The sequence below is a fragment of the Flavonifractor sp. AGMB03687 genome (assembly GCF_017811815.1).
Classification (GTDB): Bacteria; Bacillota; Clostridia; order Oscillospirales; family Oscillospiraceae; genus Flavonifractor.
The window spans coordinates 482,160-495,609 of the sequence record NZ_JADKZI010000002.1; the positions used below are offsets into that span (position 1 = coordinate 482,160).

The window sequence follows — 13,450 nt, forward strand, 5'->3', positions numbered from 1 at the left end:
GCGCCGGTGATATTCACAGTTACTATGATTATACATCAAATATATACAAAAAGAAAAGGGCTAATTCAAAATTAGACTCCAGATTCCAGCCCCTTTTCCTGGAGCCGTCCGGCCAAAACGCACAAAAGACCCGGGGCGTCTCCACCCCGGGTCTTCGGCTGTTTACTTGTTGTCCTTATCGAACACGATGCCGGCCACGTGGACGTTGACGTTCTCCACGGACAGGCCGCTGGTGTTCTCAATGGCGTTGTACACCGCGTTCTGTACCTCTTTGGCCACGTCGACGATGGTGTAGCCGTATTTGATGAGCAGGGATACGTCCACCCGGACGCTCTCCTCCACCATGGTAATGCGGATGCCCTTGGACAGGTTCTTCTTCCCGCCCAGCAGCTCCGCGATGTCACTGCTCAGATTGGTGGACAGGCTGCCCACGCCCTCGATCTCAGTGGCGGCCGCCGCCGCGATGACAGCCAGGACATCCTCGGAGATGTGGATGTTGCCCAGCTCATCAGGCCGGGAGATATATTCCTTTCCGTCGCCCATTCCGGTCACGCTCCTTTTGTGTGCTATGGACCCATTTTACCACAAATCCGAAAAATTACAACTGATTTTTGGGCGGGGGCGACGGCTCAGGGCTGAGCCTCGATGATCTTGATGCTGCTGGCCTCGAAGCCGGTCTCGTCGGTGACGATCTCGGTGATGCGGGCCACGTCGGCGTCGGTAAGGCCCTCTTCAGTGGCCGACACCACCACGCTGGCGCTGCCGTCGCTGATGAAGGCCACGCAGTCGGCGTACCCCTTGGCGGTGACCAGATTCTCGATCTGGGCCTCGGACACGGTGTAATCGGCCAGGGTCTGGATGGCCGCGCTGCTCTCCTTCTTCATGGTCTCGCTGGCGTTCTCATCGGCCACCGCCTCCTGGAGGATGGACAGGGCGCTGTCTCTGGCCTCCTGCCGGTTGAGCCGGGCGGAATCGAAGTAGCCGCTGCCCTTGGCGGCGTCACTGGGGGCGGCCGACGCTGCCGGAGAGGCCGACGGGTCCGGGCTGGCCGAGAGCAGCGGATCGCTGGTCTGCATGGACACCAGCTCCGCCTCCCCCAGGGTCTTGCCCGCCGCCTCCGTCTGACCCTTCTGATAGGACCAGTTGAGATACACCGCGCCGCACACGAAGAGCACCACTGCGGCCACCACCGCGTTGCGTTTCCATACGTTCATACTGTTACTGCCTCACTTTCCTTTTGATACTGAGATCTTGTCGGCCCCCAGACCGGTGAGGGCGGCCACCGCCTCCACCACCCGCAGCCGCACCGAGGGGTCGTCCCCGCCGGAGCATACCACAAGGGCCCCCTGATATTGGGGCGAAAGCTGTTGGAGGACCACCGGCTCCTCATTTCCCGAGCCCTTGGAGACCACCACCGTGGTCTGGGAGGACTCGCTCTGATCCTCCCGTACCGCGTTCTGGGTGTCCTGGGCCAGGACCTGGGCGGGACCGCCCCGCAGGGTGAGCACCACCTGGGCCTCACCCACGCCGTCCATCTGAGACAGGGCCTCCTCCAGACGCCCCTCCAGCTCCTCCGTTCCAAACTCCACCTCCTGGACGCTCTGCCGGTCGGGTTCCTGAGCTTCTTCCCCGCCCAGGGCGGGCAGCGCCATGAGAAGCACCCCCGCCGCCACCACCAGCAGCGCGTATTTATACCGCTGGAGCAGCTTCCACAGCCGCTCCTTCCATAGCTTCAGGGCCTTGCCCGCCTCCGGTTCCTGCCCGTTCATGTTGTTCCCCCGCTTTCGTAATACTGCCGGTCCGCCGGAATGGCAAAATCGGCCTCGATCTGCTCGGTGAGGGTCTGCCGCTCCTCCCGGCTCAGTTCCCCGGTGATGGTGACCACCTCGGGGACGGGGTATTCCGCCGCCTCGTCGGCCTCCACCTGTACCGTGCAGGTGATGCCCAACGCCGCCGCCTTGTCCTGAATATATGCGGCGGTCTGGGCTTCTATGATGTCCTTCATCAGGGTTTTGTTCTCCCCCTCCAAGGCCTGGGCGGAGTACTCCGCCTCCAGGCGGTATTCCGTCATGGCCCGGGTGAGGGCGGTGCCGTCCAGACTGAGCAGGGGCTTGATCACCGCCAGCAGCAGGAGCAGCCCTCCCGCCAGCCGGGCCGCCCGCTTGGGCCCCCCTGCCGGGGACAGGCCCTCCGCCAGCGCCAGGATCATGGCTGCGCAGGTCATCCCCATGAGCCAGTTGCCCAACAGCTCTACCATATCCTCACCCCCCTGTGACCGACACGGCGGTGATCATGGAAATGAGCAGCAGCAGGGCGCAGGAGCCGGTCATGCCCAGAATCAGGCCAAAGGCGCCGCCAATCTGGTCGATGAGGGCGGCCACCCGACTGCCCGATAGGGCGGCGCTGAGGGCGGAGGCCACCTTATAGGTCAGATAGTGGAACCCCAGCTGAAAAAATGGGATCAGACAGATGCCGATGACCACCAGCATACCAAACACCCCCACTGTATTTTTCAGCACCCCCGCCCCGGCCAGCACGGTCTCCGCTGCATCGGACAGGATGCCGCCCACCACCGGCACCATGCTGGACATGGTGAATTTGGCGGCCTTGACGGTGAGGGCGTCGGTGGTGCCCGCAATGACCCCGCTGATGGTCAGGTAGGTCACAAAGAGGATGAGGGTACCGGTGAGCACCGTGGTCACCGCCCATTTCAGGGTGGCCGCCATCCGCTTGAGCCCCTCGTTGCCCACCGCCGCCCAGGCCACGCTGGCGGCGATATAGGTGTACACCAGGGGGAGCAGCACCCGGTTGATGAGGGTGATGAGCAGGTCGGAGAAGAGCATGGTGGCCAGCTGCCGGGCCACCGCGCCGCTGGGATTCCCGGCGGCGGAGGCCGCCGCTGTCACCGCCGGCAGCAGCAGCTTGGAGAAGGTCTCCATGCGCTCGATGGCCTCCCGCCCCATTCCAATGAGGGAGTTGGCGTCGGTGGCCGCCACCGCCGTCACCGCCAGAGCCCCCACCAGCGCCGCCGCGTCCACCGGTCCATTCCCCGCTCCCATGCCCTCAGCCAGGGAGCAGACCAGCACCACCACCAGCAGCAGGGCGCCGCTGCGCAGAGCCTTGCGGATCACCCCTCCCAGCTCGGCGCTGCCGGTGTCCAGGATCTGGCTGATGCTCTCGTCCAGATCCAGCCCGGCCGCGAGGTCCACGTCGGGCATCCACTCCGACCCGGCTTCCTCCAGTTCGTCCAGGCCCAGGGCCTCTGACTGGGCCTCCAGCACCCCCTGGCTGGCGGAGGCCGTCCCCGTCAGCACCAGCAGCAGTACCGCCAAAGCCGCCAGCCGCCGTATCATGGTCTTTCCCTCCTCTTTGGTACAAACTCACAGCAGCGCCTCCACCGTGTCCAGCACCGCCCGCAGCAGCGGCAGGGCGGTGCACAGCGCCATGGCGGAGCCGGCTGTCTCGGTAACAGCGGCGATGCCCCCCTCACCCGCGTCCTTGCACACCTGGGCGGCAATGTGGGTGAGGATGGCGATGCCCACCGTCTTGAGGACGGGGGCCACCACCGCCGGGGACAGCCCCGCCATGTCCTGTAAATCCTCCGCCATGGCCACCACATCCTCCAGGGCCCCCAGGGCCAGTCCCAGAATGACGGCGGCGGCGGCCAGGGAGAGGGCCAGGGCCAGCTGCCGGGCGGTCCCCTTGACCATGACAGCGCATAGGGCGGCGATGACCGCCACCGCCCCCACCTTCAGCATGGTCTCCATGGTTACAGCCCGAACAGGTCCTTGACCAGTTCAAACAGACTGCTGATCTGCTGGACCACCATCATGAGCACCACCACCAGCCCCGCCAGGGTGGTCATGGTGGCCTGCTCGTCCCGGCCCGACCGGGAGAGTACCTGATTGAGCACCGACACCAGAATCCCGATGGCGGCAATTTTGAAGATCAGATCCACATCCATATGCTTCGCTCCTTCACAGCAGCAGGATCACCAGCAGCCCGCCGGAGGCCAGCCCCAGCACCTGATACATCCTGCCCCGTTTTTCTCCATCCTCCCGGGCCAGCTCGCCCTCCCGGGTCAGTTCGGCTCCCGCATGGGCCAAGGCTGTGCGCAGGCCGGACTCCTCGAACCGGCCCAGCACCTCCCCCAGCTCGTCCAACACGGCGCCTCCCCGGCCCTCCAGGTCCAGGTTGGTGTCCGCCAGGGCCTGCCGCCAGATCTCTGCCAGGGACCGCTCTCCCAGCTGGTCCATCCCCTTCCGGCAGTTGGCAAACAGCTCCCCCACCGGGGGCGGGTACTCCGCCGCCAGACGCTCCATCAGTTCCGGCATGGGGGTGAGCCGGAAGGAAATTTCCCGCTCCATCTGCTCCATGGCCCCGGCCAGCTGCCGCAGCACCGCGGCCCGCCGTTTCAGCCGCCGGGCAGCGGTAAAGCCCAGATAGGCCCCGCCCACCGCCGTCAGCAGGGCCCCCACCAGCCGGATCATAGCCCGCTCACACGGCAGGCCCGCCCGGTCTCCCCCCGGGTGAGCACCACCAGCTTTTGAAAGCAGTGGTTCTCAAGAAGGGGCCGGTATAATGGCCTGCGCTCCAGATCGGCCAGATCGGCGGCGTGGGCAGTACACACCAGGCTTACCCCGCAGTTGGCGGCTGCCAAAAGGGCGGCGCAATCCTCCGAGGCGGTGATCTCGTCGGCGGCCAGCACCTGGGGGTTCATGCCCCGCAGCAGCATAAGCAGCCCAGTCCCCTTGGGGCAACCGTCCATCACATCGGTGCGCCGCCCCACCTGAAGCTGGGGCATGCCGTTCCACATGGCGGCCAGCTCTCCCCGCTCGTCGGCGATGCCCACCCGCAGAGGAGGATGGCCCTCCCCATCGGATAGCCGCCGGATCAGATCCCGCAGCAGGGTGGTCTTGCCGCCTCCCGGCGGGGAGAGGATGAGGGTGCTCTGAAAGCGCTCCCCCTCCCACAGCCTGTCCGCTACCGAGGCAGCAGCGCCCGGAACCTGCCGGGCAATGCGGATGGCCAGGGAGGACAGCTGCCGCAGGTTGTATACCGCACCATCCTTCACCACCGCACTGCCGCAGATACCAATGCGGTGGCCCCCCTGCACGGTGAAAAAGCCGCTGCGCATCCGCTCCAGAGCGGTGTGGGCGGAGGCCCTGGTGGCGATCTCCAGTACCAGCTCCAAATCTCCCGGCGTCACTGGCTCCTCCCCCGGCACCTGCCGCTCCCCCTGGGGGCACACCACCGTCATGGGCCAGCCGGAGCGCAGCCGCAGCTCCTCCGCCACCGCCTGAGTGGCCTTGTCCACCCCCTCCGCCTGCCGGCGCAGATGGGGCGGCAGCAGGGCCGCCGCCTGTAAGTAGCGCTTCCCGTCCCCTTGTTCCCTCATGTCGTCACATCCTTCTTTGGTATCTGCAACATACCTATGAGGGCCCGTCCCCATTTATGACCGCAAAAAAGCGCCTGCCGCAGACGCGGCAGACGCTTTGTAAAACAGACATCGTTATTTCTTTTTCTCGTCCATGACCAGCACTTCCTTCAGGTCGGAACGCTCCTTCAGGGCGGCGATGAGCTCCGCCTTGTCCTCAGCCGGGACGTCGGCAGGCAGGGCGTAGGACTCGATGCGGGCAAAGTCCTGTTCCAGCCGCTTCTTCTGCTTGGCCAGCCAGGCCTCCCCCTTGCCCTCGGGATACACCAGAGCCACCAGCCGGGGATGAGCCTTCATCTGATTCACCCACAGATCGGCGGGGTCGTGCTTGCGGAAGCCCAGCAGCACGATGAGCAGCACGATGGAGATGGCGGCAGTGGCAAAGCCGAACACCTGGGACACCCGGATGGGGGTGTTGAAGAAGTACAGGCTGTCGGTACGCAGGCCCTCAATGAAGCCCCGGCCCACGCCGTACCAGGCGAAGTAGCTCAGGAACATCTGGCCGTCAAACTTGCGCCACTTTTTGGCGATGAGGATGAGCAGTCCCAGCCCCACCAGGTTCCAAAGAGACTCATAGAGGAAGGTAGGATGGACCTCCACATACTGGCGCACGCCGTCCACGTACTGGTAGATGCCCATGCGCCAGGGCAGGTCGGTGGGCCCGCCGTAGGCCTCAATATTGACAAAGTTGCCCCACCGGCCGATCATCTGGCCGATGAGCAGGCCGAAGACGCCCAGGTCCGCAAAGGCCAGGAACTTGATCTTGCGCACCTTGCAGAACACGAACAGGGTGATCACCGCGGCGATGACGCCGCCGTAGATGGCAAGGCCGCCGTCCCAGATGCGTACCATGGCACCGAAGTCCAGGGAGCCGTCCTCCCGGCGGTAGAGATCCAGGTAGAAGATGATGTAGTACAGCCGGGCCCCGATGATGGACAGGGGCACGGCAAAAAAGAGCATGTCGATGATATCATCCTGGCGGATACCGAACTGGGGGGCCTTCCGGGAGCAGAACACCACCGCCAGCAAAAAGCCGGCGGCGATGATGATCCCGTACCAGTAGACGGGCCAGCTGCCCAGGTGGAAGGCCACCCGATTGAGTTGAAATTCCAGCCCCAGGCCGGGGAACGAGACGGTGCCCATCATACCGCTCCCTCCCCCGGGCGGACCACAGCCAGGCCGCACCGCTCAGCGGTCACCCAGCTGCGGATGCAGTCCTCCACATAGGCCTGGTCGATGGAGTCAAAGATCTCAGGGAACTTAAGGTAGTCCATGCCGGCAAAGTGGGACTGGGCCATGGCGATGCAGGTGTACTCAAAGGAGTTGAGGCCACGGACCTTGGCGCCGTAAACACCCTTCTTCAGCCGCTGGAACAGGCCGGGGTCGATGCCCTCCTTGGCCAGGCGCTCGCCCTCGGCCAGCACCGCATCCCGCACCTTCTTGGGGTCCCGGCTCTCGCCGCCGGCCACCATCATGGCGCAGCCGGGATAGAGCTCGAAGCCGTAGCTGAAATTCTTGTTGATGAGCCCCTCGCTGTACAGCTTGGCGTACAGAGGGGTGGAGTTGCCCAGCAGGGCCTCGCAGGCCAGCTCGCCCGCCAACTCCCGACGCATCCACTCCTCGCCGGCCTTGGCAGGGTCGCACTTGAAGCCCAGCATGAAGATGGGAGTGGACACCTCCATGGTCAGCTCCTTCTCGGAACAGGCCGCCTTGGGAGCCTCCTCCCCGCCGTAGTCCCGCTGGATCTGGCAGGTGGACTCCTTAGGCAGGATCTCCCTGGCAATGGCGCACACCTGCTCCGGGTCCACATCACCCGCCACAGTAAGCACCATGTTGGCCGGGGTATAGAAGGCCTTGTGGCAGGCGTACAGAGTACCGGCGGTGATGTGGGAGATGGACTCCTGGGTACCGGCAATGGGCACCCGAATGGGATGGTGGTCGTACAGGCACTCCATCAGGGCGTAGAACACCTGGTTGTCCGGGTCGTCCTCCACCATGCGGATCTCCTGTCCGATGATGCCCTGCTCCTTGTCCACGCTCTCCTGGGTGAAATAAGGGATGGACACGAAGGAGAGCAGGATCTTCAGGTTGTCGAAGAACTTCTCGGTGCTCTCAAAGTAGTAGCCGGTGATGGCGGAGCTGGTGAAGGCGTTGGGAGAGGCTCCGTTGGCCGCCAGGTCCTGGAGAGCGTTGCCGTCCTCGGTGTCGAACATCTTGTGCTCCAGGAAGTGGGCCACACCCGCCGGGGTATCCTTCCACCGGCTATCCTGGTGAAAACGCATGTCCATGCCGCCGTAGTTGGTGGCAAAGAAGGCGTAGCTCTTCTGAAAATCCCGGCGGCGGTCCACGTAGATGTGAAGCCCGTTCTCCAGGATCTCATGAAATACGGTCTCCCCCAGACGGGGGTACTGCTTGCTTACCATAGAATCACTCCCTGCCTTTCAGGAAATACACGGTGTCCAGGGTCAGGTCCTGGGCGGCCTCTACCGCCTGAGCCCGGGTGACGGCCTCCACCTTCTGGGCCACCTGGTCGGGGCCGTCGGTGAGACCGGCGGCGGACTGGCCCAGCCAGTAGTCCTCCAGCCGTCCCTGGGTGTCCAGGGTGGTGCGCAGCGTGCTCACCACCGACCGGCGGGCCCATTCCAGCTCGTCGTCGGTGAAGTCGCCGCTCTGGCACTTGTAGAGCTGGGAGAGGATCTCGGCCTCCGCCTGGCCCACCTTGTCAAACTCCACACCGGAGGATACCAGCATCACGTCCTTGTATTTCATCAGGCCGGAGCTGGCGTAGTAGCACAGGCTCAGCTTCTCCCGCACGTTCATGAACAGCTTGGAGGTGGTGGTGCCGCCGTAGATGGCGTTGACCAGCATCAGGGCGGGGTACCGCTCATCCCAGGCATCGCAGTTGGTGCGGAAGCCCATGGCCAGCTTGCCCTGGGTCACGTCCAGAGCCTCCTCCACCCGGCGGGGCTTCTTGGGAGCCTTCTGCTTGGCGGGACGGGCCAGCTCAGCCCGCTTCCCCTCCGGCAGCAGGTCCACCAGAGGCCCGAAGGCCGCCTGCACCCGCTCCGCGTCCGCCGAGCCGCAGTAGTAGAGCTCCACCCGGGCACCCTTCAGCAGGTCCTGATAACCTGCCCACAGCTTCTCCGGGGTAATGGCCTCCACCGCCTCCTGGCTGCCCAGCTTGTCCACGCCAAAGGGCTCCTCCTCGCACATCTCGGCCACTACCCGGATCTGGGCGTACTGCCGCTTGTCGTTGACCTGGGCCTTGATGCGGTCGATGAGATTGGCCTTCTCCTGCTTGGTGTAGTCGGGGCAGAAGGCGCCGTCTTTGGTATAGGGCTTGCCCACCAGCTCCGCCAGCAGGGCGGCGGCAGGCTCCAGCACCTGCTCCTTATTCAGAGTGTAGGCGTCGTCCAGGAAGCTGCCCACAAAGCCCACGCACTGGGTCTCTCCCTTTTTGCGCACCATGGGCTCCAGGGAGCCGCCGTACAGCTCATCCAGGGCGGCGGACAAGGACTCCATGTCGGGATACTGCGCGGTGCCCCGGCGGAGCACCATGGGGATCAGTGCGTTGCGGGAGGCGTCCTCCGCCGTCAAAGGGGTGAGGAACTGGGCCCCCAATACGCTGGACTTGAATTTTTTGGTCTGTACCGCCGTCAGCCAGACGCCGGGCTGCAATTCGATCCTTGTGACCTTCATGTGCTGCGAACCGTCCTTTCTTGTTTACCACCATAGCCTGCCCCGTTGGGCGGGCTCTATCCATTTACAGCCTGCTGCGGTCCCGCAGCCAGCTGGGCAAAGAACGCATTTTAATGCTGGATACCACACCCATGGCGGCAAACATGGTAACAATGGAGGAGCCGCCATAGCTGAAGAAGGGCAGGGTCAGGCCTACCACCGGGAAGACATAGAGGCACATGCCCACGTTGACCCCCACCTGGGCCAGCAGCATACCGGCGTAGCCCATGGCGATGAGGGCGCTCTGGGGAGAGCAGGCCCGGCGGGCCACCCAGACGCACCGCAGGATGATGGCCGCCAGCAGGGCCAGCAGCAGCAGGCAGCCGATGAGGCCGAATTCCTCGCCGCAGACAGCAAAGATCTCGTCGGTCTCACGGGCGGGCAGGCTGGACTTGTAGCTACTCTGGGTCTGAATACCCTGGAGGTAGCCCATGCCGGTGAGTCCGCCGCTGCCGATGGCCAGGATGCTGCGGGTCTGCTGCCAGCCCTGGCCCAGGGTCTGCTCGCTGATGGTATCCGGGTTGCCGGTGATGTGGTCGATGACCACCGTAAAACGCTTCATGAAATACAGGTCCTTCACGTGGGGCCAGATGAGCACCACACCCACCACGCACACCACGGCGGCCAGCAGGAACCAGCGCTTCTTCACCCCGGCGGACCAGGACATGATCACAAAAATAATGAGATAGGTCAGACCCATACCGAAGTCGCCGGAGGTTACCGCCACCACGCCGAACATGAACAGGGTGTGCCCGGCAAACTGGAATACCGAGGATGGCTTACTGATGCCCCGCTCCTGCAGGCGGCTCATCTGCCAGGCCAGCAGCAGCACGAAGGTCAGCTTGGCGATCTCCGCGGGCTGCAGGTTGACCGGAAAGCCGGGAATGTGGAGCCAGCTGCGGTTGCCGTTGACCTCCACGCCCAGAGGGGTACGCACCAGGGCGTTGATAACCACATTAAACAGGATCAGCCATTTCCAGGATTTTTCCGTCAGCAGTTCGATATCCACCGACGACATAATGATATAGACCGCCACGCCCAGCAGGATGCCTAATCCCTGGACAATCATATTGCGGTTGGTTTCCAGATAGCGGGTGGCGCTGAAGATCAGCACCATGCCATATCCGCTGGCCAGCAGGCACAGGGTCAGCAGCAGCCGGTCACCCTGCTGCCAGAAGGCGCGGATAGAATCTCTCAGCCAGGACACCGGTCCACCTCCTTGGTTTCTCACATTCGCCCCACCGTCCGGGGCGTACGTCAAATTAGTTTACCATCTTTTTTGCGTTTGGTAAACAGGTGTGATATAATCTTGTCAGAATCTTCACATTTGAAGAGGTGCTGTATGGAAATTATAACCAACTCCCCTGCTGAGACCGAGGCGGCAGGCGCTGCACTGGCCGCAGAGCTGAAACCGGGGAGCGTCATCGCCTTCACCGGCGATCTGGGAGCGGGCAAAACCGCCTTTACCCGGGGACTGGCCAGAGGCCTGGGGGTGGAGGAACGGGTCACCAGCCCTACCTTTACCATTGTCAATGAATACGAGGGGGGGCGGCTGCCCCTGTTCCACTTTGATATGTACCGGCTGGGCTCGGCGGACGAGCTCTTCGACATCGGCTGGGAGGACTACCTGGCCCGTGGCGGCGTGTGCGCCGTGGAGTGGAGCGAAAACATCGCCGACGCGCTGGAGGAGGGCACCATCCGGGTGGACATCCGCCGGGGAGCGCACGACGACCAGCGCATCATCACCATCACGGGAGGGACCCAACCATGAAGATACTGGCGCTGGAATCCTCCGCCACCGCCTGCTCGGCGGCCCTGTGCGAGGATGAAAAGCTCATCGCCCAGACTTACCAAAACAACGGCCTGACCCACTCGGTCACCCTGATGCCCATGACCACTTCCCTGCTCTCCGGCTGCGGCCTTACCCTGGAGGATGTGGACGTGATCGCCGTGGCGGCGGGGCCCGGCTCCTTCACCGGACTGCGCATCGGCGTGGCCGCCGCCAAGGGCCTGGCCTGGCCGGGCAACAAGCCCTGCGCCGCCTGCTCCACCCTGGAGTCCATGGCCTGGAACCTGGCCCACACCGGGCTGGAGATCTGCGCCGTCATGGACGCCCGGCGGCATCAGGTGTACAACGCCCGCTTTGCCAGCGACGGCGAAACCCTGGAACGGCTGACCCCCGACCGGGCCATCTCCCTGGAGGAGCTGGGGGAAGAATTAAAAATCAGCGGAAAAACGCAATTACTGGTTGGAGACGGCGCGGTTTTATGCTATACTACCCTCAAAGAGCTGGGGCTGGACGTCCGCCTGGCGCCCCCCCATCTCCGGTTCCAGAGCGCATGGGGCGTGGCCCGGTGTGGTCTGGAGCTGGCTCGGCAGGACAGACTCACCGACGCGGCGGGTCTGGCGCCCGACTACCACCGGCTCTCCCAGGCTGAACGGGAGCGGCTGACAAAAGAACAAAGCAAAGGGGAATAGCGCCATGGATATGGAAAAAGTACACATTCTCGATCACCCTCTCCTGCAGCACAAGCTGTCCATCCTCCGGGATGAGAAGACCGGCGTCAAGGACTTCCGTCAGGTCGTCTCCGAGATCGCCACCCTCATGTGCTATGAGGCTACCCGCGACCTGCCCATGGAGGAGGTTGAGATCAAGACCCCCATCACCACCGGCAAGTTCAAGACCATCGCCGGCAAGAAGCTGGCTATCGTTCCCGTTCTGCGGGCCGGTCTAGGCATGGTGGACGGCATCCTGACCCTGATCCCCTCCGCCAAGGTGGGCCACATCGGTCTGTACCGCGACCCCGACACCCTGGAGCCCGTGGAGTACTACTGCAAGATGCCCAACGACATCGCGGACCGCGAGGTCATCATCCTTGACCCCATGCTGGCCACCGGTGGCTCCGCCTCCGCTGCCATCCAGTTCATCAAGAACTACGAGGTCAAGCACATTAAGCTGATGAACATCATCGCCGCCCCCGAGGGCATCGAGCGCGTCCATCACGATCATCCCGACGTGGACATCTACTGCGCCGCTCTGGATGAGAAGCTGAACGAGCACGGCTACATCGTTCCCGGACTGGGTGACGCCGGCGACCGCATCTTCGGCACGAAGTAAGAGAATAAGCGAAAAGGTCCTCTTCCATCAGGAAGAGGACCTTTTTTATTGGTGTGCCGGAGTCATCGCGCTCCCCCGGCAAGTACATGATATCTGGATAAAAACGTTTTGCGACGGAATACAAGAAACCGGTAGGAAACACCATTTTTCATGGAGAATGTGACCGTCGGAAAACAGAGTGCCCATCCTGTTTTCACCGTCTCGATCCTGTGATACGGCAGTTCCAGGCTGCGATATTCTGCTTCCAGCAGGCTCTTATTGGTCCTGTATAACACGTTATCCCTTTGGAGATAGAGCGCGCCGCCATGGACACCCTTATGGAACAGACTTGCCATAAAAGCATCTTTCATATGGAATCCTCTTTCATCTGCACCAGCCGCCACCGCAGGCCGGAATACCGCCGCTGCTGGCGGTCGTTGGCGGTCATGGTGGCCACAACCTCCTCGTCCCCCACCAGGATGAGCAGTTCCCGGGCTCGGGTGATGGCGGTGTACAGCACCCCCCGGGTAAGCAGCATGGGTGCCCCCTCGCTCACCGCCAGGATCACCGCCCGGTACTATACCGATAGGTAAACCTTGGAATTAAGCTAAAACTTCCTGTTTTTGTCAAAGCCCTTGCTTTCATTGATAGTTTATGCTACAATATAGCACAATTCTATCAGAAGGAGGGATAATTTTGACTATTGAGAAGGTTGTGAGAAATAACACCGTCTGCGCCGTAGTACACAGCGAAGATAAGGTGATAACAGATACTTCTTCTGCTCTTGACTTACTTATGAGTGCAAAATATGAAGTTGGAACAAAGAACATTGCAATCAGTAAATCCTTGATTTGCGATGACTTCTTTATTCTCAGCTCTGGGTTTGCTGGTGAGATGTTACAGAAATACATCAATTATGGTGGTCGTATTGCCATTTACGGCGATTATTCCCACTATACCAGTAAGCCTTTGCACGATTTCATTTATGAAAGTAACAAGGGTAGTGACGTATTCTTTGTAACTACTCTTGATGAAGCAGTTGAAAAGCTTGTTAGATAATTCTCACTTTTCGTCTTCGGCGAGTGCTCTTTAAGCACTCGCTTTTTGATAGGTTGTTTGGCTTAATTCGTCCGGCTTTTCCCCCGGTCCACACCGTGCGTGCGACTTTCACCGCACAC

The 13,450-nt window shown here is 62.4% G+C and carries 19 protein-coding genes; 4 read left to right on the forward strand and 15 right to left on the reverse strand.

Annotated features, from left to right (window positions below; genetic code table 11):
- Positions 1–162: 162 nt before the first annotated feature.
- The 13 genes from J9789_RS05830 to J9789_RS05890 form a co-directional block, all read right to left on the reverse strand.
- Positions 163–543 (reverse strand): Asp23/Gls24 family envelope stress response protein, encoded by a 381-nt coding sequence (locus J9789_RS05830; protein ID WP_209343494.1) that lies wholly within the window; start codon positions 541–543, stop codon positions 163–165.
- 86 nt (positions 544–629) lie between these two features.
- Complete coding sequence (locus J9789_RS05835; RefSeq protein ID WP_209343497.1) at positions 630–1,214, reverse strand: SpoIIIAH-like family protein; 585 nt, start codon at positions 1,212–1,214, stop codon at positions 630–632.
- A gap of 12 nt (positions 1,215–1,226) precedes the next feature.
- The gene (locus tag J9789_RS05840) at positions 1,227–1,769 is read right to left on the reverse strand and encodes a stage III sporulation protein AG (RefSeq protein WP_245185086.1); all 543 of its coding nucleotides are present in this window, start codon (positions 1,767–1,769) and stop codon (positions 1,227–1,229) included.
- Positions 1,766–2,257, reverse strand: coding sequence for a stage III sporulation protein AF (locus tag J9789_RS05845; RefSeq protein WP_209343499.1), 492 nt, complete (start codon positions 2,255–2,257; stop codon positions 1,766–1,768). The genes J9789_RS05840 and J9789_RS05845 overlap by 4 nt, the downstream gene beginning before the upstream one ends.
- A 4-nt stretch (positions 2,258–2,261) precedes the next feature.
- Entirely contained in the window at positions 2,262–3,353 is a 1,092-nt protein-coding gene (locus J9789_RS05850) for a stage III sporulation protein AE (protein WP_209343501.1), read from the reverse strand.
- A 27-nt stretch (positions 3,354–3,380) separates the two neighbouring features.
- A complete protein-coding gene (locus tag J9789_RS05855) occupies positions 3,381–3,767 on the reverse strand; it encodes a SpoIIIAC/SpoIIIAD family protein (RefSeq protein ID WP_209343503.1) in 387 nt (128 codons plus the stop codon).
- A 2-nt stretch (positions 3,768–3,769) separates the two neighbouring features.
- Complete coding sequence (spoIIIAC, locus tag J9789_RS05860) at positions 3,770–3,964, reverse strand: stage III sporulation protein AC (protein ID WP_087333928.1); 195 nt, start codon at positions 3,962–3,964, stop codon at positions 3,770–3,772.
- A 13-nt stretch (positions 3,965–3,977) separates the two neighbouring features.
- Positions 3,978–4,490: a stage III sporulation protein AB gene (locus J9789_RS05865; protein ID WP_209343505.1), complete on the reverse strand. Its 513-nt coding sequence runs from the start codon at positions 4,488–4,490 to the stop codon at positions 3,978–3,980.
- The gene (locus J9789_RS05870) at positions 4,487–5,398 is read right to left on the reverse strand and encodes a stage III sporulation protein AB (RefSeq protein ID WP_209343507.1); all 912 of its coding nucleotides are present in this window, start codon (positions 5,396–5,398) and stop codon (positions 4,487–4,489) included. The genes J9789_RS05865 and J9789_RS05870 overlap by 4 nt, the downstream gene beginning before the upstream one ends.
- A 114-nt stretch (positions 5,399–5,512) precedes the next feature.
- Positions 5,513–6,583, reverse strand: a complete 1,071-nt coding sequence (lgt, locus tag J9789_RS05875) for a prolipoprotein diacylglyceryl transferase (protein WP_209343509.1) — start codon at positions 6,581–6,583, stop codon at positions 5,513–5,515.
- Positions 6,580–7,860, reverse strand: coding sequence for a pitrilysin family protein (locus J9789_RS05880; protein ID WP_209343511.1), 1,281 nt, complete (start codon positions 7,858–7,860; stop codon positions 6,580–6,582). Before J9789_RS05880 ends, lgt begins: the two co-directional genes overlap by 4 nt.
- 4 nt (positions 7,861–7,864) lie before the next feature.
- On the reverse strand, positions 7,865–9,136 hold the full coding sequence (locus tag J9789_RS05885; RefSeq protein WP_209343513.1) for a pitrilysin family protein: 1,272 nt from the start codon (positions 9,134–9,136) through the stop codon (positions 7,865–7,867).
- Between the two features lie 64 nt (positions 9,137–9,200).
- Positions 9,201–10,382: an FtsW/RodA/SpoVE family cell cycle protein gene (locus tag J9789_RS05890; protein WP_209343515.1), complete on the reverse strand. Its 1,182-nt coding sequence runs from the start codon at positions 10,380–10,382 to the stop codon at positions 9,201–9,203.
- Positions 10,383–10,517: 135 nt separating this feature from the next.
- Here J9789_RS05890 and tsaE point away from each other — a divergent pair, with 135 nt between their 5' ends.
- The 3 genes from tsaE to upp are packed head-to-tail and all read left to right on the forward strand — an operon-like array spanning position 10,518 to position 12,293.
- On the forward strand, positions 10,518–10,946 hold the full coding sequence (gene tsaE, locus J9789_RS05895; protein WP_209343517.1) for a tRNA (adenosine(37)-N6)-threonylcarbamoyltransferase complex ATPase subunit type 1 TsaE: 429 nt from the start codon (positions 10,518–10,520) through the stop codon (positions 10,944–10,946).
- Entirely contained in the window at positions 10,943–11,653 is a 711-nt protein-coding gene (tsaB, locus tag J9789_RS05900) for a tRNA (adenosine(37)-N6)-threonylcarbamoyltransferase complex dimerization subunit type 1 TsaB (protein WP_209343519.1), read from the forward strand. Before tsaE ends, tsaB begins: the two co-directional genes overlap by 4 nt.
- A gap of 10 nt (positions 11,654–11,663) precedes the next feature.
- Positions 11,664–12,293 carry a uracil phosphoribosyltransferase gene (gene upp, locus J9789_RS05905; protein ID WP_209343756.1) on the forward strand — a complete coding sequence of 210 codons (630 nt, stop codon included), beginning with the start codon at positions 11,664–11,666 and terminating at the stop codon, positions 12,291–12,293.
- A 62-nt stretch (positions 12,294–12,355) separates the two neighbouring features.
- Here upp and J9789_RS05910 read toward each other — a convergent pair whose 3' ends face one another.
- Together J9789_RS05910 and J9789_RS05915 are read right to left on the reverse strand one after the other, a co-directional pair.
- Entirely contained in the window at positions 12,356–12,643 is a 288-nt protein-coding gene (locus tag J9789_RS05910; protein ID WP_209343521.1) for a hypothetical protein, read from the reverse strand.
- Positions 12,640–12,840, reverse strand: coding sequence for a hypothetical protein (locus tag J9789_RS05915; RefSeq protein WP_348633637.1), 201 nt, complete (start codon positions 12,838–12,840; stop codon positions 12,640–12,642). The genes J9789_RS05910 and J9789_RS05915 overlap by 4 nt, the downstream gene beginning before the upstream one ends.
- A 128-nt stretch (positions 12,841–12,968) precedes the next feature.
- On the opposite strand from J9789_RS05915, the gene J9789_RS05920 reads away from it, so the two are divergent.
- Positions 12,969–13,331, forward strand: a complete 363-nt coding sequence (locus J9789_RS05920; protein ID WP_209343525.1) for a DUF4180 domain-containing protein — start codon at positions 12,969–12,971, stop codon at positions 13,329–13,331.
- Positions 13,332–13,450: the final 119 nt, after the last annotated feature.